Source organism: Actinomadura luteofluorescens (assembly GCF_013409365.1).
GTDB lineage: Bacteria > Actinomycetota > Actinomycetes > Streptosporangiales > Streptosporangiaceae > Spirillospora > Spirillospora luteofluorescens.
In genome coordinates, this window is the sequence record NZ_JACCBA010000001.1 from 96,350 (window position 1) to 116,108 (window position 19,759).

A 19,759-nucleotide genomic window follows, 5' to 3' on the forward strand; every position below is an offset into this window, starting at 1 on the left:
GTCGGTTGAACCCGAGTCACTTGGCCCGAGGGTCGAGAGCGTCCCGCAGCCCGTCACCGAAGAGGTTGAAGGCGAGGACGGTGATGAAGATGGCCATACCGGGGATGATCATGTACGCGGGGTCCGAGGAGTAGATCGGAACCGCGAGCGTCAGCATGGCGCCCCACGAGGGCGTCGGCGGGATCACTCCGACGCCGAGGAACGACAGCGCCGCCTCGAACAGGATGTTGGTCGGGATCAGCAGGGTCGAGTAGACCAGGATCGGGGCGACCAGGTTCGGCAGGATCTCCTTGAAGAGCACGTAGGAGTTGCGGGCGCCCAGGCTGCGCGCGGCGTCGACGAACTCGCGTTCGCGCAGCGAGAGCGTCTGGCCGCGGATGATGCGGCCGATGTAGGGCCAGTTGAAGAAGCCGATGACCACGACCAGCACCGAGATCCGCAGGCCGTTGCCGTTCATGCCGAACGCGCCGTCGGAGACGACGCCGACCAGCGCGATCGCGAACAGCAGCAGCGGGAAGGCCAGGAAGGCGTCCATGGCCCGGCTGATCAGGTAGTCGACCCAGCCGCCGAAGTAGCCGGCCACGATGCCCATGACCGTCCCGATGACCACCGAGAGCAGGGTGGCCAGGAACGACACCAGGAGCGAGATCCGGGCTCCGTGCACGATGCGGGCCAGCAGGTCGCGGCCGGTGCCGGGCTCCACGCCCAGCAGGTGCTCGCCGCTGATGCCCGTGTGCCAGATCCCGGACTTCGGCCGGTTGTAGGTCGGGTCGATCAGGTTCTGGTGGTACGTCAGCGGGTTCTGCACGAAGTACGGACCGAAGATCGCGATCAGGATGAGCACGAACACGATGACCGCGCCGGTCAGAGCGACCTTGTCCCGCTTCAGCCGCATCCAGGCGATCTGCCCGAGTGAGCGTCCCTGGATCTTCTTCCGGTCGACGCCGACGAGAACAGCCTCCGGCTGCGCCTCGCTGTCGGACCCGGTCACCTCTATGGGTGCGGCCACGCTCGATACCTCCTACCGTCCGGCCACTGGTTCGGCCATGCCGCCGGCGAGTGACCGGCGGTCGCGGAGATCATCCGCTGCCCCCGCGCCCGTTACGCCGCGTTTGCTGAAGGGAAACGTAGTCCTTCGGGCACGACTGTCCATCCGTGAAGCGTCCTTCGGAAGTACCCGTATCTGACTTGTGATCTCGTCGTCATCTGGGCAACACGCGTCCGCGCACCACTTCGGACAAATCGCCCGAATAGTACGTTCGGTGGAGACCTGCCCGGCACCTCCGCGGGGGTCCGGAACAGCAAGCTTTACCGTACTGAGTCCGATCTGAGACTGATCGTCCGCAGGTCAGGGCCGGGACGCGCAGAAACGGCGGGCCGGGACGTCCGCTTCGGGACGTCCCGGCCCGCCGTGTGGCGCGTGCGGCGGCCGCGCGGCGTCAGGAGATGCCGCGGTCGCGGAGGATCTTCTCGATCTCCGCCATCTCCGGGTCGCCGCCCCCGGGCGCGGGCCCCTCGACACCCCGCTTCGGCTTGGCGGCGCGGCCCGTGGAACGGCGTCCCTCGCCGCCCTCGGCGGCCTTGCCGCCGCCGCCGGCGCCGGCGCGGCGGCTCAGCATCGCTCCCGACGCCAGGTAGAGCATCACGGCCAGGCCCGCCACCGCGACGCCCGCCCACTTCACCGGGCTGAACGCCAGGTCGACGAAGAACTCGGTCACGCCCGTCATCGCCGCCGCCAGCGGCACCAGCGACAGGGCCGCGCCGCGCAGGCCGGTGCCCGCCCCCCGGCGGCGGTAGGCGCCCCAGCTGATCACCAGACCGACCAGGGTCACCCCGAGACTGATCGCGAATATGGCTGCGTCGCTCATGCCGGCCCCTCATTCCGTGCGGCGGTGCTCTCTCCATCGTCACACGCGAACCGCCGGACCTGCTCCTTCTGGCGGACGGTTCCCGTCCGGGACGATCTCCTCCTGCGGCGGGATCCGCCCCCTAGGGGCCGCCCCCGCGGGTACCGGCTCCCAGGTATCAGGTCACGGCCGGGCAACGAGCAGGCGGCGGGTCGGGGGCGGGACGGGCGCTCCCGATCAGGCGACCAGCGAACGCAGCCGCTCCAGGTCGACCTCGCGCAGCGAGGCGACCACCGTCCGTCCCGGCGCGGGAGGGATCGGCAGGAGGCCGGGGACGGCGACGGTGACGCACCCCGCCGCCTCCGCGGCCGCGACCCCGTTCGGGGAGTCCTCCAGGACCACGCAGCGGGCGGGGTCGGCGCCGAGCCGGGCGGCGGCGGTCAGGTACGGCTCGGGGTGGGGCTTGGTCCGGGCCACCTCGTCCCCGGCGACGCTGAGCGCGAAGTGCTCGCGGCCGACGGCGTCCAGCACCGGCTCGATCAGCCGCCGGTGGCTGGAGGACACCAGGGCCGCCGTCACCCCGGCGGCGCGGACCTCGGCGAGCAGCTCCTTGGCGCCCGGCATCATCGGGACGCAGGCGCCGAGCCGCTCGACCATGCCGTCCAGCATCCGCCGGCCGACCTCCTCGCGGGGGGCGTCCGCCCCGGTCAGCTCCAGCATGTAGTCGACGGCGAGGTAGAGGGAGCCGCCGACCAGCCGCTCCTGGTGGGCGGGGCTCCACTCGCCGCCGAGCCACGCCATGACCTCCGACTCCACCTCCAGCCAGACGCGCTCGGAGTCGATGAGAAGGCCGTCCATGTCGAACAGCACGGCGTGGGGGCCGGCACCAGTCACAACTTCCCTCACAGGTCGCACGAGCAGGGAAACCACCCTATCCATGCGATCAAGGGACACTCCGGCCGGTGCCCCGCCGGACGGGCGGCGCCTCTTGGACGGGGTGTGCAAGAGACGGTGACGGATGGGACACCGGACCGATAGCGTTCCGGCAGTGACTACCAACGGGTAAGGAACGGCATGAGCGCGTACCGCACCATCCTCGTCGGCACCGACGGCTCCGACTCCTCGTTCCGCGCGGTCGACAAGGCCGCGCAGCTGGCCGCCGCCACGGGCGCCACCCTCCTGCTCGCCTCCGCCTACAGCCCCATGCCCGAGCGCGAGCGCGCCAGCGCCTCCGACCGGCTCGGCGACCTGGCCTACAAGGTGCAGGGGTCCACCCCCGCCGACGACGCGCTGCGGGCCGCGCGGGAGCGGGCGGTCGCCGCCGGCGCCACCGACATCGAGCAGGAGGCCGTCGAGGGCGACGCCGTGGACGTGCTGTCGAAGCTGGCGAAGGAGCGCCCCGTCGACCTCATGGTGATCGGCAACCGGGGGCTCAACAGCCTCGCGGGCCGCATCCTCGGCTCCGTCCCGGCGAACCTGTCGCACCGCGCCTCCTGCGACGTGCTCATCGTGCACACCACTCCGCGCGGCAAGTGACGCCGCTCTCCCGGGGCCGGTGACCCGATCGTGACCCGGGTTCCGCCGCGGGCGTACAGGGCGGGGTCTGGCTTCCGGAGGGGTGGGGTACGTCATCGTCAGGACGTAGGCTGACAGCCACCGATCATGAGCGGGGCCCCCGACCCCCGGGAATGACGGCCCCCGTCGGTGACGCTGTACCTGGGCGTCGAAAGGAGGCAGCGCGTGGTCGAGCTCGAAAGCGTGCCGGAACTCGTCGATCCGGTGCTCGTGGCCGCCTTTGAGGGGTGGAACGACGCCGGGGAGGCCGCCAGCGGGGTGATCGCGCATCTGGAGTCGACCTGGGAGGCGGTGCCCATCGCCGAGCTCGATCCGGACGACTACTACGACTTCCAGGTCACCCGCCCCATCGTGGAGATGAGCGACGGCGAGACCCGCGGTATCACCTGGCCGACGACCCGCGTGTCGTGGGCGCGGCTCCCGAACGGCAAGGACGTCGTGCTCCTGCACGGGATCGAGCCCAACATGCGGTGGCGGTCGTTCTGCCGCGAGCTGGTCGGGCTGATGCTGGAGCTCGAGATCCGCAACGTCGTGCTGCTCGGCGCGCTGCTCGCCGACGCCCCCCACACCCGGCCGGTCCCGGTCACCGGCGCCGCGTCCGAGGCGGGCCTGGTCAACACCCTGAACCTGGAGCCGGCCCGCTACGAGGGGCCGACCGGCATCCTCGGGGTGCTCCAGGACGCCTGCGCCAAGGCCGACCTCGACACCGTGTCGCTGTGGGCGGCCGTCCCGCACTACGTCGCCCAGCCCCCCTCCCCCAAGGCAACCCTCGCGCTGCTGCGCCGCGTCGAGGACCTCCTCGACGTCACCGTCCCGCTCGGCGAGCTGCCCGAGGAGGCCCGCGCCTGGGAGCACGGCGTCAATGAGCTCGCCGAGGAGGACTCGGAGGTCGCCGAGTACGTCCGCACCCTGGAGGAGCAGAAGGACGCCACGGAGCTGCCCGAGGCGAGCGGCGACGCCATCGCCCGCGAGTTCGAGCGCTACCTGCGCCGCCGCGACCCGGGCTGAGCGCCGCGCCGCCCCCGCTGGGACGGCCTCCACCCTCCGCTGAACATGCGAGCGCCGGCGGGCCCGCCGAGACGGGCCCGCCGGCGCTTTTTCAGGCTGAGCTAGGGCCGGAGCGCGACGCCGAGGAGGGCGTCGACGATGGCGGCGGCCTGCGCCGGCGCGGCCTCGTCGGCGCCATCGGCGGAGGCCCAGGAGTCCACGGCCGCCAGCGCGGCCGGGGTGCCCAGATCGTCGGCCAGCGCCTCGCGGACCGCGGCGGCCAGCGGGGCGGCGGGCGGGCCGGACGGGCGGGCCGCGGCGGCGCGCCAGCGGCCGAGCCGCGCGGCCGCCTCGTCGAGGGCGTCCGGGGTCCACTCCCAGTCGGAGCGGTAGTGGTGGGCCAGCAGCGCCGTCCGGATCGCCATCGGGTCGGCGCCCGACTCCCGCAGCTTCGACACGAACACGAGGTTGCCGCGCGACTTCGACATCTTCTCGCCGTCCAGGCCGACCATGCCGGTGTGCACGTAGGCGCGGGCGTGCGGCCGCTCCCCCGTGGCGACCTGCGCGTGCGAGGCGCCCATCTCGTGGTGCGGGAACGCCAGGTCCGAGCCGCCGCCCTCGACGTCGAACGCCATGCCCAGGTACTCGATGGAGATCGCCGAGCACTCCACGTGCCAGCCGGGGCGCCCCTCGCCGAACGGCGAGTCCCAGCCGGGCTCGCCGGGCCGCCGCGCCATCCACAGCAGCGCGTCGAGGGGGTCGCGCTTGCCGGCCCGGTCCGGGTCGCCCCCGCGCTCGGCGAACAGCGGCGCCATCTCCTCCCGCGTAAGCCGGCTGACCTGGCCGAACGCCGGGTCGGAGGCGATGGGGAAGTAGACGTCGCCGTCCACCTCGTAGGCGGCGTCCCGGCCGCGCAGCTTCTCGATCATCTCGATGATCAGCGGGATCGACTCGACCGCGCCGACGTAGCGGTCGGGCGGCAGCACGCGCAGCGCGGTCATGTCGTCGCGGAAGAGCTGGATCTCCCGGTCGGCGAGCGCGCGCCAGTCCTCACCGGTCTGCCGGGCACGTTCCAGGAGCGGGTCGTCGACGTCGGTGGTGTTCTGGACGTAGTGGACCCGGTGGCCGAGGTCGCGCCACACGCGGTTGACGAGGTCGAAGGCCAGGTAGGTGTTGGCGTGGCCGAGGTGCGTCGCGTCGTAGGGGGTGATCCCGCACACGTACATCCTGGCGGTGTCGCCCGGGGACGTGGGGCGCGTCGTCCCGGTGCCGGTGTCGTGCAGGCTGAGGGGCCGGGTCGCGGCGGGGAGCCCCGCGTCGGACAGGCTGGGGACTTCGGAGGCGGGCCACGATCGCATACGGAAAGCTTATCCATGCGTACTTCGCGGCATGAATCCGAGATCGCGGCTTCCGCCCGACGGGCCGGCCCCGCCGCCTCAGCGGAGCCGGACGCGCGGGTCCAGCACCGAGTAGCCGATGTCGACCAGCAGGTTCGCGACGACGACGAACGACGTCACCAGCAGCGTCACCCCGATGATGACCGGGGTGTCGCCGAGCGCGATGGACTGGTAGACGAGCTGCCCCACGCCCTGCAGCCCGAACACCTTCTCGGTGACGATGGTGGAGCCGACCAGCGCGCCGAGGTCGATGCCGAGCTGGGTGACGACGGGGGCCAGCGCCGTCCGCAGCCCGTGCCGGGTGACGACGCGGCGCTCCGGCAGCCCCTTGGCCCGCGCCGTCCGCACGTAGTCCTCGCCGAGCGCGTCCAGCATCGCCCCGCGGGTGAGGCGCGTGTAGGTGGCGATCATGAGGAACGCCAGCGCGATCCACGGCAGGACGATCCGGCGCAGGAAGTGCTCCTGCAGCGGGGGCCCCGCCTCGAACAGGTGGACGGCGCCCCCGCCGAACCCCGCGGAGAACACGTGCAGCAGCGCGAGGGCCATCACGAAGGGCGGGGTGGACAGGCCGATCAGCACGAACACGGTCGCGGCCCTGTCCCCCAGGCCGCGTGCCCGCGTCGCGCAGAGGACGCCGAGGAGCACGCCGCCGGTGAACCACAGGACGGCGGCGCCCGCCACCAGGCACAGCGTCGTGGGGAGTCGCTGGCCGATCAGGACGGTGACCGGCATGCCGTTGATGTAGGAGTCGCCGAGGTCGCCGCGCAGCAGCCGTCCGGCGAACCGCCAGTACTGGACGAGGACGGGGCGGTCCAGCCCGAGGTTGCCGCGGATCTGGTCGAGGGTGTCGGCGGTGGCGCGCGGGCCGCCGATGACGCGCTCCACGGGGACGGGCGAGACGTGCAGGAACACGAAGACCAGCGTGGCCGTCAGCCACAGCACCACGACCGCGTACAGCAGGCGGCGGAGGACGAACCGCGCCACGCGCCTCACCGCCCCCCGGGCGCGCGGTCGCCGCGCGGGTCGAAGGCGTCGCGGATGCCCTCGCCGAGCAGGTTGAACGCCAGCGTGGTCGCCAGCAGCAGGACGCCCGGGACGGCCAGCAGCCACCAGGCGGTCTGGAACACGTCGCCGCCCTCGCCGAGCATCGACCCCCAGCTCGGCATCGGCGGGCGCACCCCGACGCCGAGGAACGACAGCGTCGCCTCGAACACGATCGAGGCCGGGACCAGCAGCGAGGTCAGCACGGTGACGTGCGCGGACAGGTTCGGCAGGACCTCGCCGAACATGATCCGCAGGTCGGAGGCGCCGAGCGCGCGGGCCGCCTCGATGAACTCCCGCCGCCTCAGCATGATCACCTGCCCGCGGATGACGCGGGCGACCGCGGCGAACGAGAAGAACGCGACGATGAGGATCGTCATGGTCAGGCCGGCGGCGACCGAGCTGATCTGGAAGGTGGTGGCCAGCACGATGGCCACCAGCAGGTACGGCAGGGCGAGCAGCATGTCCATGAGCCGGGCGAGCACGGTGTCCAGGGCGCCGCCCGCAAACCCGGCGAGCGTCCCGACCGCGGTTCCGGCGGCGGAGGCGGTCAGGGCCGCGAGGACCCCGACGGCCAGGGAGATCCGCGCGCCGTAGGCGGCGCGGACCAGGACGTCGCGGCCGAGCTGGTCGGCGCCGAGAGGGAACCGCGCGCCCGGCCCGCGCGGCCGCCCTCCGGCGTCCAGGCCGGTGCCGGGGAACGTCGCGTCGTAGGGGTGGCCGGTCAGGTGCGCCCACAGCGGCGCCAGCGCCGCGAACGCGAGGATCAGCGCGAGGACGGCGAGCGCCGCGACGGCGAGCCGGTCGCGGCGGAACCGGGTCCAGGCGAGCTGGCAGGGGGTGCGGCCGTCCACCGGCAGGGCCTCGTCCGGCGCCGTGCTCGGCCTGCGGGTCTCGACCTCGGCGTAGCTGCTCATCGCGCCGCCGCGCGTGCCACCGCTGCCATCCGCACTCCCCGTCTGCCGATGACCCTCCGCGGGCGGCCCAGCCCCGACGAAGATCGCATTAGGTAGTCAAACTAGCACCGAGCGTCATGTTCCGCAGCCGGAGCCGGCAAGTGGGCGGGACACCGTCCCTCAGCGCACGCGGGTCCAGGCGCGCGGGTCCCCGGGGACGGCGGAGAAGTCGTACCGGAGGCCGGTCCGGCCGAGGGCGACGAGGCTGACGGAGGTGGTGCCCCACACGCGGCCGTCGCCCAGGTCGAGCAGGGGAAGCAGGGCGCGGTGGTCGGCGCGGGGCAGCCCGTCGCCGTCCACCAGCGGCAGCCACGCGCCCCAGGCCCGCTCCAGCGGGTCCTCCAGGCGCGGTTCGGGCCGCGGCGCGGCGGCCAGAAGCGGCCGGAAGTGCGCGAGCCGCGCCGCCATGTAGGCGTCCTCGGTCTCGCCCTCCAGCTGGCCCTCCCCCTCCAGCCCGCTGTTGACGATCATGTGCAGGCCGGGGCCGAGCGCGCGCTCGGTGAGGGCCGTGCCGTCCCAGCTCCACAGCCGCACCCGGTCCGGTTCGGCGCCGACGAGGTGGAAGGGGTCGAACGCGGCGAGGTCGGGCCGCCCGAGCTTGCCGTCGGCGGCGACCCGCAGCGGCAGTTCCCCGCGCGAGGCCCGGCCGGCCTCGGGCGCCATCACGCCGCGGCCGTTCAGCACGACGGCGGCGCGCGGCGCGCCGGGGTCGACCGCGAGCCAGGTGCCGCCCGCGCGCAGGTCGCGGCCGCCGACGAGGCCGGGGCGGTCGGGCCAGTGCGGGCCGGGGGGCTCCCACGCGCGGGCGACGAACTCGTCGCGCACGCCCACGAGGAGCACCGGGACCGGGGAGGACGGGTCGACACTGATGATCGCCGTGCACATGCCCCAATTGGAGCACTCCACCGAAATGCCGGACCCGGCGGGGCGGGCCTAGTAGGACCTGTCTCGAAGTGCCCGGCCACGCACGCGAACGCGTGACCTGCCCGGTGGAGCAAAGCCGAAGGTGAGCGGAGCCGGGCAGATCGCGAAGCGATGCCGCGTTCGCCCAGGCCAGGTCACCCAGCGAGCCGCAAGGCGAGCGAAGAGGGCCGGGCCTTTGAAACACAGCCGCAAGGCGAGCGAAGTGGGCCGGGGCTGAATCAACACAGCCTAGAGCGGCGGCCAGGGGATGGCGGGCCAGTCCTCGGGCGGGTAGGGGTGGATGCGGTGCTTGAGCATCAGCTCGACGCGGCGCCGGGTGGCGTCGACCTCCTCGGCGGTGAGCAGCTCGGCGAGCCGCGCGCCCAGGGCGCCGCCGCGCAGGCCCGCGTCGACCCGGCCGAGCGCCTCGACGGCCTCGGAGGTGAGGGGTTTGCCGCGCCACTGCCACAGGACGGTGCGCAGCTTGTACTCGACGGAGAAGCAGACGCCGTGGTCGCAGCCGTACACGTGGCCGTCGCCGGGCGGCAGCAGATGGCCGATCTTGCGGTCGGCGTTGTTGACCACGGCGTCGAAGACCGCCATCCGGCGGACGGCCTCCTCGTCGGAGCGCGACAGGCCGACCAGGTCGACGTCGGGGTCGGGCTCCACCCACAGCTGGACCATGCCGGGCCCGTAGGGGCCGTCGCGGTGGACGGTCGGCGGGACGGTGTCCCAGCCCATCGCCTTGGAGACCTCGTAGGCGGCGACCTCCCGCTCGGCGAGCGTCCCGTCGGGGAAGTCCCACAGGGGACGCTCCCCCGCGACCGGCTTGTAGACGCAGTTGGCCGCGACCCCGTCGTGCTCGATCGCGCAGTAGAGGGTGGCGTTGGACGCCTGGACGAGCCGGCCCTCCACGGCGATGCGCCCGGCGGTCAGCAGCCGCTCGGCGGCGGCCGCGTCGCGCGGGGACACCCCGTGCCCGGCCTCGTCCCGCCCGCCTGCGTCGCCGGCGGGCGCCCGGCCCCGGGAGGACTGCGTCATGCGTTCATTCTCCCGGCCACGTCGTCCATGATCCAGCACAGCGGGGTGTCATCTCAGCCGAGGTATCCGTTCTGGCGGGGGCACACGTGCCCCTCGCTGTCGAGCGGCAGGCCGCACAGCGGGCACGGCGGCCGCCCCGCCGCGACCACCTTCAGGGCCCGCTCGGTGAAGGCCCGGGCCTGCGCCGCGCTGATCCGCACCCGCAGCACCGCGACGGCGGGGTCGTCCTCGCCTACCTCGGGCTCCTCGTCGGACTCGGTGACCTCCTGCGCCTCGATGACCACCTGCTCGTCGTCGGGGTCCCAGGCCAGCGCCATCGTGCCGACCTTGAACTCCTCCTCGACGGGCTGGTCGAGGGGGCCGTCGTCCTTGAGCTCGGACGGGGCGGCCGTGGGCACGGCGGGGTCCCCGCCGCTGCGCCGCAGGACCTCGTCCAGCAACTCCTCGAGCCGCTCGGCCAGCAGCGTCACCTGGAACTTCTCCAGGCCCACGCTGGTGACGCGGCGTCCGGAGCGCGCCTGCAGGTAGAACGCGCGGTCGCCGGGGCGCCCGACGGCGCCGGCGACGAAGCGCTCCGGCAGGTCGTAGGAGATGACGGGCATGACAAAGACCCTACGCGCCGCCGCCCACGGCCGCGTCACTCGACCCGAGTCCGTCTTTCCCGGAACGTTCCTCCGGCGGTTCCGGGACCAACCCGGCGACGTCGCCGCCGGTGTCGTTGAGCCGGACGACGAACGGTCGCGTCTCGGTGTAGCGGATCACGGTGAGCGACGCCGGGTCGGCCTGGATGCGCTGGAACTGGTCCAGGTGCAGGCCGAGGGCGTCGGCGACGATCGACTTGATGATGTCGCCGTGACTGCACACCGCGTAGAGCGCGTCCGGGCCGTGGGCTGCGGCGATGCGCCCGTTCCAGTCGCGGACGGCGGTGACGGCGCGGTGCTGCGCGTCCGCCAGCGCCTCCCCCGCATCGCCGGGGAACCGGGCGGCGCTCGGATGGGCCTGCACGACGCGCCAGAGCGGCTCCTCCGCCAGCTCCTTGAGAGGGCGGCCCGTCCAGTCGCCGTAGCGGACCTCGCCGAACCGGTCGTCGGTCTCGATCTTCTCGGCGGGCTCGCCGCGCCCCGCGGCGACGGCCTCGGCGGTCTCGACGCAGCGTTCGAGGGGGCTGGACACGACGGCGGCGAGCGGCAGGGGGGCCAGGCGGGCGCCGAGCGCCGCCACCTGGGCGCGGCCCCGCTCGTCCAGGCGCACCCCGGGCGTCCATCCGGCCAGCACGGGGCCGGTCATAGCGGTCAGGCCATGCCGAACCAGCAGAAGCGTCGTCACACCGGCCACTCTAGGAGATCATCCGGACCTTTCGACGCCCCGGATGCGCGACAATGCGTGGTGTGATCGTCGACAAGGCCATCTACGCCGGCGGGAAGCGCCGCGACATCGAGGGCGATATCAGCGACGCCTTCGACCTCGCCCGCGAGGACGGCGAGTGCTTCCTGTGGATCGGCCTCTTCGAGCCCGACGAGGACGAGTTCGAGCTGGTCAAGGACGAGCTGAACCTGCATCCCCTGGCGGCCGAGGACGCGGTCTCGGCGCACCAGCGGCCCAAGATGGAACGCTACGACGACACGCTGTTCGTGGTGCTGAAGACGCTCGCCTACATCGACAAGACCTCCGACATCGAGGTCGGCGAGATCATGGTCTTCCTCGGCCGGGACTTCGTGGTGACCGTCCGGCACGGCGCGGGGAACCCGCTCGGGCCGGTCCGCGAGCGGCTGGAGGACTCGCCGGACCTGCTCGCGCACGGCGCCACCGCGGTCCTGTACGCGGTGTGCGACGAGGTCGTCGACCGGTACGGCGTCGTCGCGCACGAGGTGGAGGTCGACATCATCGGGCTGGAGCGGGCCGTGTTCGACCCGAACGCCCGGGACGTCACCGCCGACATCTACTCGCTCAAGCGGGAGGTGCTGGAGTTCCGCAGCGCCGAGGACCCGCTCGTCCCCGTGCTGCAGGAGATCGTGAAGGGCCGCGTCGCCGAGTGCGGCTCCACCCGCGAGTACTTCCGCGACGTCCTGGACCACCTGCTGCGCGTCGACGGGCAGGTCGACTCCCACAACGAGCTGCTCAACAGCGTGCTGACCGCGCACCTGGCGCTGCTCGGCAAGCGGCAGAACGAGGACATGCGCAAGATCTCCGCGTGGGCCGCGATCATCGCGGTGCCCACCGCGATCGCCGGGATCTACGGCATGAACTTCGACCACATGCCCGAGCTGCACTGGACCATCGGGTACCCGCTGGTCATCGCGGTGATGGCGGTCGTGTGCGTGCTCCTGTTCCGCCGTCTGCGCAAGAGCGGCTGGCTCTAGGGGCCGGTGCCGGCGGAGTCGAGAGGGGACGCGGGCGCGGCGAGGAGCACCGCCCACAGGTGGGACTCCGCGTCGCGCGCCTCGAGGCGGCGGCGCATCCGCTCGATGCCGGAGCGCGTGGGCAGCGCCAGCCAGACGAGCAGCGGGTAGCCGAGGACGAACCCGGCGACGAAGACCAGCTCGCTGTGGGCGACCATCGCCAGCGGGAGCCCCAGCAGGATCACGCCCTCGGCCAGCGCGAACCGCAGCAGGACCGCCTGCCGGAACATCATCAGCGCGGTCCGCGCCGCCGCGCCCGGGTCGGCGCCCGGCGCCATCGGGCGCGGCGCGCGGGGTCCGGCGAGCAGGGCCGCCAGCGCGACGGCCGCGAGCGGCAGGTAGATCCACGGCGAAGCGTCCCCGCGGCCGTCCTCGACGATCAGCGGCATGATCGCCAGGATCAGCAGGGGGGCGGCCAGCAGCGCCAGCATCATCAGGCGCATCCGGCCGAGCTCGGTGCCGCCGCGCAGCGAGGCGAGGTAGCCGGGGTCGTCGCCCGGACCGGCGCCGAACACCGGCGCCGTCTGCGGCCCGCCGTCGCCCTCCGGCGTCTTCGGCGAGTACATCGAGAACGGGGGTGGCGCCATGGCTGCGCACTCTAGCCCGGCGGCGCCCGGTCGCAATAGATCCTCACCAGGATCTTTGCGCCGCGCGCGGGTCCGGCCGGGGCGGCCGCTCACTTTCCGCGCGACTCGCCCGGACCGCTAGATTGGCCGCCTATGAAGGAGCGTCACCTCGGGCGGAGCGGGCTGCTGGTGTCCCGGCTGGGACTCGGCACCATGACCTGGGGCCAGGACACCTCCCCGGACGAGGCGGCCGCGCAGCTCATCGCCTTCGTGGAGGCCGGGGGCACCCTGGTCGACACCGCCGACGTCTACAACGACGGCCACAGCGAGCGCATCCTCGGCCACCTGCTGCGCGAGCTGGTCGACCGCGACGACCTCGTCGTCGCGACCAAGGCGGCGATCAGGCCGAACGGACGCTACGACGGCTCCCGCAGGCACCTGCTGCGCGCCCTCGACGCCTCGCTCGACCGGATGGACCTCGACTTCGTCGACCTGTGGCAGCTGCACGTCTACGACCCGCACACCCCGCTCGAGGAGACCCTCTCGGCACTGGACGAGGCGGTCTCCTCGGGACGGGCCCGGTACGTCGGGGTCTCCAACTACGCGGGCTGGCAGGTCGCCAAGGCCGCCGCCTGGCAGCGGGCCTGGCCGGGCCGCGCGCCGGTCGTGTCCGCGCAGCTGGAGTACTCGCTGCTGAGCCGCGACATCGAGCGGGAGGTCGTGCCCGCCGCGCTGGACGCGGGGGCGGGCCTGCTGCCGTGGTCGCCGCTCGGCCGCGGCGTCCTCACCGGCAAGTACCGCACCGGCATCCCCGCCGGGTCGCGCGCCGCCGCGCCCCACTTCGCCGAGTTCGTCCAGCCGTACCTGGACGAGGAGTGCGCCCGCATCGTGGAGTCGGTGGTGACCGCCGCCGAGGGCCTCGGCTGCTCCCCGCTCGCCGTGGCGCTCGCGTGGGTCCGCGACCGGGAGGGCGTCGCCGCGCCGATCGTCGGCGCGCGGACCGCGGCGCAGCTCGGCGCGATCCTGGCGAGCGAGGAGGTCACGCTGCCGCACGAGATCCGCGGGGCGCTGGACGACGTCTCCGATCTCTCCGACACGACCTCCCACCCGTGATTCGTCCGTGAACCCCGGGGCCGTCCGTGGCACGCTCTGGACGGTCCACCGCCAACCGAGATCAGCCGTGACGGGAAGCCCGTGACCGACACCCCTGACCACACCCCCACCCCCGAGGAGCGCAAGGCGCGCGCCGAGGCCGCCATGCGCGCGGCAGAGGCCGCCGCAGGCGCGCTCGACGGGCGGGACGCCCCCGAGCCCGCGCCGCGTTCGTCGCCGCAGCCGCCGCCCGAGCCCGCCGGCGGCCCGGAGGAGGGCCTGCGGGCCCTCGGCGGTCTGTTCGCGGAGACGGGCGTGCCCGCCGCGCTCGCCTCCCGCGCCATGGCGCGCCTCGGGCCGGGAGCCGCCGGGCGGCTGCGCGAGGACCCGTGGCGCCTGCTGAGCGTCCCCGGCGTCCAGCCCGGTCAGGCCGACCACTTCGCCCGCGCCCTGCTCGGCGAGGACGCCCGCCCCGGCGACCCCCGCCGCGGCGGGGCCCTCGTCCTGCACCTGCTGACGGAGGCGGCACGCCAGGGCCACACGGTCACGCCCGCCGCCGACGTCCTGTCCGCGCTGGAGCGGCTGCGCTTCCCCGACCCGCCGCGCGCCGTCGAGGCGGCGCTGGACGAGGCGGAGGTCCTGTCGCTCACCGAGGAGCCCGAGTTCGACGAGGAGGCGTTCGAGGACGGCGCCGAGCCGCCGGAGCCGGAGGAGACGCTCGGCCCGGCGCGGTGGGCGCTCGCGGAGGAGGCGGCGGCCGAGGGGTTCCAGCGCCTGACGCTCACCGCCGTGCCGCTGCTCGACGAGGCGGCCCTCAAGGGCCTGCGCGACGGGCTCCCCGAAGACCGCTCCCTGGCCCTCACCGCCGCGCTGCGCACCGGCGTGAGCATCCTTTGCGGCGCGCCGGAGGGCCTCGCGCGCACGGTCACCGAGATCGCCGCTGCCGCGGCGTCGCAGGGCGTCCGCACGGCCGTGGCGGCGCCCACCGACCGCGCCGCCGCCGACCTCGCGGCCGCCGTCCCCGGCGGGGCGGCGCAGGGGTTCGCGGTCACCAGCCTGCACCGGCTGCTGGAGCCGCGCGAGGACCCGTCGGCCGCGCCCGGGGCGGTGCTCTACGAGCGCGGCGAGCAGCGGCCCTTCGACCTCGACCTGGTCATCGTGACGGACGGCGCGGCGCTCGACGTCGAGCTGTGCGCGGTGCTGACCGAGGCGTGCCCCGACGGCGCCCATCTCGTGCTGTGCCGCGAGCCGGGCGCCCCGCCGCCCGCCGGCCCCGGCCGGCCGCTGGACGATCTGGAGGCGTCGGAGACCGTGCCCGTCGTGGCGCTGGACCCCGAGCCGCCGTCCGGCCCGCTCGGCGCGATCACCGACGCGGTGCGCGGCGGCGAGCTCGCGGCCGTGGACGCCCCCGGACACGAGGTCGTCATCGTGCCGGCCGAGGACGCCGGCGAGGCGGTGCACCGGGCCGTCCAGCTCGTCGCCGACTCGATCCCCCGCGCTCTCGGCATCCCGGTCGAGGACGTCCAGGTCGTCGCCCCGGCCGCGGGCGGTGAGGCGGGCGCAGGCGCCCTGAACGCCGCGCTCAAGGCGCGCCTGAACCCGGGCCCCGGCGCGTTCGGCGGCATGGACCCCGGCGACCGCGTGGTCGTCGCCGCGCCGCTCCCGCAGGCCCCGCTCGGCGAGACCGGCGTGGTGACCGGCGGCGGACCGCACGGGCTGGAGGTCGGCTTCCCGGGCGGCGCCGCGGTCGTCGCCCCGGCGGAGGCGTCCCGGCTGCGGCACGGCTGGGCGGTCCCCGTGGCGCTCGCGCGCGGGACGCGGCGTCCCGCCGTGGTGGCGGTGCTGGGCGCGGACGGCCTGTCACGGCCGCTGGTGGCCACCGCGTTCGGGCTCGCGCGCCGCCACCTGTCGGTCGTGCAGGCGGCCGGACCCGCACTGGCCAGGGCCGTCCGCGAGGACGGGGCCCCGGCCCGGCGCACCAGGCTCGCGCGGCTGGTGGCCCAGTGAGGTACTGATGGGTAAAGAAACCCCCGTGTCGCGGTTTACGGACGACCCCGTATGGGACACGATGTCAACAAGGGTCAGGCACGGCATCGGGTGGAGGAGCGACATGCCCCAGCGGCTCAGGCGGCTCGGAACGGCGTCGGCGGCGGTCTCGGCGGGGGCGCTCGTCCTGGTCCTCGCCGCCCCGGCGGCCGAGGCGGCGGCGGAGACGTGCAAGAAGGGCGTCGACCCCGAGAGCACGGTGGAGAACTGGAAGTGCAACCTCGGCAACCTGCGCGAGGCGATCACCCCGAAGAGCCCCACCCCGGCTCCGGCGCCGTCCAAGACCGTGAAGCCCGTCCCCGAGAGGACCTCGAAGAAGACGAGGACGCCGGCCAAGGCGCCCGCCAAGGCCCCGCGCAGGCCCGCCTCGGCGCGGAGCGGCGGGCGGGCGGCGCCCGGCCCCGCCCCGATGACAGGGCCGGGCGGCCTCAAGCCGTACTCCGGGCAGGCGCCGGCCACGGCCGCCGGGCTGCCGGGCGTCCTGCCCACCCCGGAGATCGCGGCCGACCCGAACGCCTACCGCAACGCTTCGGCCGGGACGGCCGCCATGCCGCAGACCCGCCTCATCTCCCCCGTGGCCGCCACCGGCCAGGACGACGGCCAGATGGTCCTGGTCGCCGCCGCGGCCGGGGCCGCCGGGGCCGTGGGCGCGCTCAACGTCAGCGTCGCGGGCCGCGCCCTCCGCCGCCGGCGCGAGGCCCGCTGAGGACGGCTCCCGCGGCCGCGCCGGAACCCGGCGCGGCCGCCGGGGTCACATGGACGGCGCGCCGACCGAGTGCAGCCCGCCGTCGACGTGGACGATCTCGCCCGTCGTCGCGGGGAACCAGTCCGACAGCAGGGCCGCGCACGCGCGGGCGGTGGGCTCGCTGTCCTTGATGTCCCAGCCGAGCGGGGCCGCCTGCGGCCACAGCTCCGTCATGCCCTCGAAGCCGGGGATGCTCTTGGCCGCCATCGTCGCGAGCGGGCCCGCGGCGACGAGGTTCACCCGGATGCCCTGCGGGCCCAGGTACTTGGCCAGGTAGCGGGCGCACGACTCCAGGCCGGCCTTCGCCACGCCCATCCAGTCGTACACCGGCCACGACTTGGTGGCGTCGAAGTCGAGGCCGACGACCGAGCCGCCGTCCTTCATCAGCGGCAGGCACGCCATCGTCAGCGACTTCAGCGAGTACGCGGAGGCGTGCACGGCGGTGGCGACGTCCTCCCAGGGCGTCTCCAGGAAGTTCCCGCCGAGCGCCGTCTGCGGCGCGAACGCGATCGCGTGCATCACGCCGTCGAGGCGGTCGAAGCCGCTGTCGCGCAGGTTCCCGGCGAGGGCGCCGAGCTGGTCGGCGTCGGTCACGTCGAGTTCCAGCACCGGCGGCGGGTTGTCGGGGCCGGACGGCAGCCGCTTGGCGGTCCGCTGCGTGAGGGTCGGCCGCGGGTAGGCGGTCAGCACCACCTCGGCGCCCTGCTCCTGCGCGATCCGCGCGACGTGGAAGCCGATGGAGGCGTCGGTGAGGACGCCGGTGACCAGGATGCGCTTGCCTTCGAGGATTCCCATGTCCGTCAGTGCCCCATTCCCAGGCCGCCGTCGACCGGGATCACGGCCCCGGTGATGTAGGCGGCGTCCTCACTGGCCACGAACCGCACGGCCTTGGCGACCTCCTCCGGCTTCGCGATGCGCCCGAGCGGCACCGCGGCGGTGATGGCCTTCTGCTGGTCCTCGGTCAGGACCGACGTCATGTCGGTGTCGACGAACCCGGGCGCCACGACGTTGACGGTGATGCCCCGGGACCCGAGCTCGCGGGCGAGCGAGCGCGCGAACCCGACCATGCCGGCCTTGGACGCGGCGTAGTTGGACTGCCCCGGCGAGCCCAGCAGCCCCACGACCGAGGAGACCAGCACGATCCGTCCCGCGCGCTTGCGCATCATGCCCTTCACCGCGCGCTTGGCCACCCGGAACGACCCGGTCAGGTTGGTGTCCAGGACCGAGGTGAACGACTCCTCGCTCATGATCGCCAGGAGCGTGTCCTTGGTGATCCCCGCGTTGGCGACGACCACCTCGACGGGCCCCTGCTCCGCCTCCACCTTGCCGAAGGCCGCGTCGACGTCCTCGGCGCTCGTCACGTCGCACCGGACGCCGAACAGCCCCTCGGGCGGCTCTCCGGACCGGTAGGTGACCGCGACCGCGTCGCCCGCCGCGGCCAGCTCGCGGGCGATGGCGAGGCCGATGCCCCGGTTACCGCCGGTCACGAGGACAGAGCGACTCATCAGGACCCTCTCGTTGTGCTGCTCGTTGGCTGGTGCCCGACACTAGCGGCCCGCGCGCCCGCTGCGGATGTGCCGAACCGACAAGATCCGCTCACCTCCCTTTGTTCGGGCGGCGCGCGGGCCCCCGGCGGGACGGGCGCGGACGGTAGGTTGCGGAGGGTGCATGACATCGATCCCGCCTTCACCGCGCTGCCGCTCCGCGCGCTGGCCGACGCGGCCCTGTCCCGCGCCAGGGAGCTGGGCGCGGAGCACGCCGACTTCCGCCTGGAACGCATCCGCAGCCAGACGCTCCGCCTCCACGACGCCGCCCTGGAGACCGCCCTGGACGCCGACGACGTCGGGCTGTCCGTCCGGGTCGTCAAGGACGGCACCTGGGGCTTCGCCGCCGGCATCGACCTGACCCCCGAGGGCGCCGCCCGCGTCGCCGCGCAGGCGGTCGAGGTCGCCGCCGTCGCCAGGGCCGTCAACCGCGAGCCCATCGAGCTGGCGCCCGAGCCCGTCCACGGGGAGCGCACCTGGGTCTCGGCCTACGAGACCGACCCGTTCGAGGTGCCGACCGCCGACAAGGTCGCGCTGCTGGCGGGCTGGAGCCGCCGGCTGCTCGGCGACGACCGCGTCGACCACGTCGACGCGACCCTGCTGCAGGTCAAGGAGAACAAGTTCTTCGCCGACCTCGCCGGCACGGTCACCACCCAGCAGCGCGTCCGGCTGCACCCCGTCGTCAACGCCGTGGGCATCGCCGGCGGCCTGTTCGACACCATGCGCACCCTGGCGCCGCCCGCCGGGTACGGGTGGGAGTGGCTGTCGGGCGAGCACTGGGACTGGGACGCCGAGCTGGCCCGCGTCCCCGAACTGCTCGCCGAGAAGCTCGCCGCGCCGTCGGTGGAGCCGGGCGTGTACGACGTCGTCGTCGACCCGTCCAACCTGTGGCTGACGATCCACGAGTCGATCGGGCACGCCACCGAGCTGGACCGGGCGCTCGGCTACGAGGCCGCCTACGCGGGCACCTCGTTCGCCACGCCCGACAAGCTCGGGACGCTGCAGTACGGCTCCAAGGTCATGAACATCACCGGGGACCGGACGGCCGAGCACGGCCTCGCCACCATCGGCTACGACGACGAGGGCGTGCAGGCCCAGGCGTTCGACATCGTCACCGAGGGCCTGTTCACCGGGTACCAGACCGACCGGCGCATCGCCCGCCTCACCGGCGCCGGGCGCTCCAACGGCTGCGCGTTCGCCGACGCCGCGTCCAGCATGCCGATCCAGCGGATGGCGAACGTCTCGCTCAAGCCCGCCGAGGGCGGCCCGTCCACCGACGAGCTGATCTCGGGGGTCGAGCGCGGCATCTACATCGTCGGCGACAAGAGCTGGTCGATCGACATGCAGCGCCACAACTTCCAGTTCACCGGGCAGCGGTTCTTCCGCATCGAGAACGGGCGCCTGGCCGGGCAGCTCCGCGACGTCGCCTACCAGGCGACCACCACCGACTTCTGGAACTCGATGGAGGCCGTCGGCGGGCCGCAGACCTACGTGCTCGGCGGCGCGTTCAACTGCGGCAAGGGCCAGCCGGGGCAGGTCGCGCCGGTCAGCCACGGCTGCCCCTCGGCGCTGTTCCGCGGCGTCAACATCCTCAACGCGCTGAAGGAGGCCGGCCAGTGA

The 19,759-nt window shown here is 73.9% G+C and carries 20 protein-coding genes; 7 read left to right on the forward strand and 13 right to left on the reverse strand.

The genetic code is table 11. The features are described from left to right. Positions 1-16: 16 nt before the first annotated feature. The 3 genes from BJY14_RS00435 to BJY14_RS00445 all read right to left on the reverse strand — a co-directional run bounded on the left by BJY14_RS00435 (position 17) and on the right by BJY14_RS00445 (position 2,786). Positions 17-1,009, reverse strand: a complete 993-nt coding sequence (locus BJY14_RS00435) for an ABC transporter permease (protein ID WP_179841736.1) — start codon at positions 1,007-1,009, stop codon at positions 17-19. Between the two features lie 430 nt (positions 1,010-1,439). Further along, positions 1,440-1,868, reverse strand: coding sequence for a hypothetical protein (locus BJY14_RS00440; RefSeq protein ID WP_179841737.1), 429 nt, complete (start codon positions 1,866-1,868; stop codon positions 1,440-1,442). A gap of 216 nt (positions 1,869-2,084) precedes the next feature. After that, complete coding sequence (locus tag BJY14_RS00445; RefSeq protein WP_179841738.1) at positions 2,085-2,786, reverse strand: HAD family hydrolase; 702 nt, start codon at positions 2,784-2,786, stop codon at positions 2,085-2,087. A 135-nt stretch (positions 2,787-2,921) separates the two neighbouring features. Between BJY14_RS00445 and BJY14_RS00450 the strand changes: the two genes are divergently transcribed. After that, positions 2,922-3,383 carry a universal stress protein gene (locus BJY14_RS00450; RefSeq protein WP_179841739.1) on the forward strand — a complete coding sequence of 154 codons (462 nt, stop codon included), beginning with the start codon at positions 2,922-2,924 and terminating at the stop codon, positions 3,381-3,383. Positions 3,384-3,587: 204 nt separating this feature from the next. Continuing rightward, on the forward strand, positions 3,588-4,430 hold the full coding sequence (locus BJY14_RS00455; protein ID WP_179841740.1) for a PAC2 family protein: 843 nt from the start codon (positions 3,588-3,590) through the stop codon (positions 4,428-4,430). A 101-nt stretch (positions 4,431-4,531) separates the two neighbouring features. Here the strand turns inward: BJY14_RS00455 and mshC are convergent, their stop codons facing one another. The 7 genes from mshC to BJY14_RS00490 form a co-directional block, all read right to left on the reverse strand. Beyond that, the gene (mshC, locus tag BJY14_RS00460; RefSeq protein ID WP_179841741.1) at positions 4,532-5,767 is read right to left on the reverse strand and encodes a cysteine--1-D-myo-inosityl 2-amino-2-deoxy-alpha-D-glucopyranoside ligase; all 1,236 of its coding nucleotides are present in this window, start codon (positions 5,765-5,767) and stop codon (positions 4,532-4,534) included. A gap of 78 nt (positions 5,768-5,845) precedes the next feature. Then, on the reverse strand, positions 5,846-6,790 hold the full coding sequence (locus BJY14_RS00465) for an ABC transporter permease (protein WP_179841742.1): 945 nt from the start codon (positions 6,788-6,790) through the stop codon (positions 5,846-5,848). 5 nt (positions 6,791-6,795) lie between these two features. After that, positions 6,796-7,764: an ABC transporter permease gene (locus BJY14_RS00470; RefSeq protein WP_179841743.1), complete on the reverse strand. Its 969-nt coding sequence runs from the start codon at positions 7,762-7,764 to the stop codon at positions 6,796-6,798. 159 nt (positions 7,765-7,923) lie between these two features. Then, the gene (locus tag BJY14_RS00475; RefSeq protein WP_179841744.1) at positions 7,924-8,688 is read right to left on the reverse strand and encodes an NRDE family protein; all 765 of its coding nucleotides are present in this window, start codon (positions 8,686-8,688) and stop codon (positions 7,924-7,926) included. A gap of 267 nt (positions 8,689-8,955) precedes the next feature. Continuing rightward, positions 8,956-9,747, reverse strand: a complete 792-nt coding sequence (locus tag BJY14_RS00480; RefSeq protein ID WP_179841745.1) for an Rv2133c family protein — start codon at positions 9,745-9,747, stop codon at positions 8,956-8,958. Between the two features lie 53 nt (positions 9,748-9,800). Beyond that, positions 9,801-10,349 (reverse strand): Rv2134c family protein, encoded by a 549-nt coding sequence (locus BJY14_RS00485; protein WP_179841746.1) that lies wholly within the window; start codon positions 10,347-10,349, stop codon positions 9,801-9,803. A 10-nt stretch (positions 10,350-10,359) separates the two neighbouring features. Next, entirely contained in the window at positions 10,360-11,073 is a 714-nt protein-coding gene (locus tag BJY14_RS00490; RefSeq protein ID WP_179841747.1) for a histidine phosphatase family protein, read from the reverse strand. 62 nt (positions 11,074-11,135) lie between these two features. Here BJY14_RS00490 and corA point away from each other — a divergent pair, with 62 nt between their 5' ends. Then, complete coding sequence (corA, locus tag BJY14_RS00495) at positions 11,136-12,107, forward strand: magnesium/cobalt transporter CorA (protein ID WP_179841748.1); 972 nt, start codon at positions 11,136-11,138, stop codon at positions 12,105-12,107. Here the strand turns inward: corA and BJY14_RS00500 are convergent. Beyond that, on the reverse strand, positions 12,104-12,733 hold the full coding sequence (locus BJY14_RS00500) for a hypothetical protein (protein ID WP_179841749.1): 630 nt from the start codon (positions 12,731-12,733) through the stop codon (positions 12,104-12,106). The genes corA and BJY14_RS00500 overlap by 4 nt on opposite strands. A gap of 132 nt (positions 12,734-12,865) precedes the next feature. On the opposite strand from BJY14_RS00500, the gene BJY14_RS00505 reads away from it, so the two are divergent. The 3 genes from BJY14_RS00505 to BJY14_RS00515 all read left to right on the forward strand — a co-directional run bounded on the left by BJY14_RS00505 (position 12,866) and on the right by BJY14_RS00515 (position 16,556). Further along, on the forward strand, positions 12,866-13,825 hold the full coding sequence (locus BJY14_RS00505) for an aldo/keto reductase (protein WP_179841750.1): 960 nt from the start codon (positions 12,866-12,868) through the stop codon (positions 13,823-13,825). Between the two features lie 81 nt (positions 13,826-13,906). After that, positions 13,907-15,811: a helix-hairpin-helix domain-containing protein gene (locus BJY14_RS00510; RefSeq protein WP_312878886.1), complete on the forward strand. Its 1,905-nt coding sequence runs from the start codon at positions 13,907-13,909 to the stop codon at positions 15,809-15,811. A gap of 103 nt (positions 15,812-15,914) precedes the next feature. After that, positions 15,915-16,556: a hypothetical protein gene (locus BJY14_RS00515; RefSeq protein WP_179841751.1), complete on the forward strand. Its 642-nt coding sequence runs from the start codon at positions 15,915-15,917 to the stop codon at positions 16,554-16,556. A gap of 45 nt (positions 16,557-16,601) precedes the next feature. Here BJY14_RS00515 and fabI read toward each other — a convergent pair whose 3' ends face one another. Continuing rightward, positions 16,602-17,390 carry an enoyl-ACP reductase FabI gene (fabI, locus tag BJY14_RS00520; protein WP_179841752.1) on the reverse strand — a complete coding sequence of 263 codons (789 nt, stop codon included), beginning with the start codon at positions 17,388-17,390 and terminating at the stop codon, positions 16,602-16,604. A gap of 5 nt (positions 17,391-17,395) precedes the next feature. Further along, the gene (locus BJY14_RS00525; protein WP_179841753.1) at positions 17,396-18,100 is read right to left on the reverse strand and encodes a beta-ketoacyl-ACP reductase; all 705 of its coding nucleotides are present in this window, start codon (positions 18,098-18,100) and stop codon (positions 17,396-17,398) included. A 159-nt stretch (positions 18,101-18,259) separates the two neighbouring features. Between BJY14_RS00525 and BJY14_RS00530 the strand changes: the two genes are divergently transcribed. Further along, positions 18,260-19,759, forward strand: a complete 1,500-nt coding sequence (locus BJY14_RS00530) for a TldD/PmbA family protein (RefSeq protein ID WP_179841754.1) — start codon at positions 18,260-18,262, stop codon at positions 19,757-19,759.

Coding starts and splice junctions, on each gene's coding strand:
- BJY14_RS00440 (WP_179841737.1), bottom strand. CDS start 1,868: ATGAGCGACGCAGCCATATTCGCGATCAGTCTCGGGGTGACCCTGGTC.
- BJY14_RS00445 (WP_179841738.1), bottom strand. CDS start 2,786: ATGGATAGGGTGGTTTCCCTGCTCGTGCGACCTGTGAGGGAAGTTGTG.
- BJY14_RS00450 (WP_179841739.1), top strand. CDS start 2,922: ATGAGCGCGTACCGCACCATCCTCGTCGGCACCGACGGCTCCGACTCC.
- mshC (WP_179841741.1), bottom strand. CDS start 5,767: ATGCGATCGTGGCCCGCCTCCGAAGTCCCCAGCCTGTCCGACGCGGGG.
- BJY14_RS00470 (WP_179841743.1), bottom strand. CDS start 7,764: ATGAGCAGCTACGCCGAGGTCGAGACCCGCAGGCCGAGCACGGCGCCG.
- BJY14_RS00475 (WP_179841744.1), bottom strand. CDS start 8,688: ATGTGCACGGCGATCATCAGTGTCGACCCGTCCTCCCCGGTCCCGGTG.
- BJY14_RS00480 (WP_179841745.1), bottom strand. CDS start 9,747: ATGACGCAGTCCTCCCGGGGCCGGGCGCCCGCCGGCGACGCAGGCGGG.
- BJY14_RS00485 (WP_179841746.1), bottom strand. CDS start 10,349: ATGCCCGTCATCTCCTACGACCTGCCGGAGCGCTTCGTCGCCGGCGCC.
- BJY14_RS00500 (WP_179841749.1), bottom strand. CDS start 12,733: ATGGCGCCACCCCCGTTCTCGATGTACTCGCCGAAGACGCCGGAGGGC.
- BJY14_RS00505 (WP_179841750.1), top strand. CDS start 12,866: ATGAAGGAGCGTCACCTCGGGCGGAGCGGGCTGCTGGTGTCCCGGCTG.
- BJY14_RS00515 (WP_179841751.1), top strand. CDS start 15,915: ATGCCCCAGCGGCTCAGGCGGCTCGGAACGGCGTCGGCGGCGGTCTCG.
- fabI (WP_179841752.1), bottom strand. CDS start 17,390: ATGGGAATCCTCGAAGGCAAGCGCATCCTGGTCACCGGCGTCCTCACC.
- BJY14_RS00525 (WP_179841753.1), bottom strand. CDS start 18,100: ATGAGTCGCTCTGTCCTCGTGACCGGCGGTAACCGGGGCATCGGCCTC.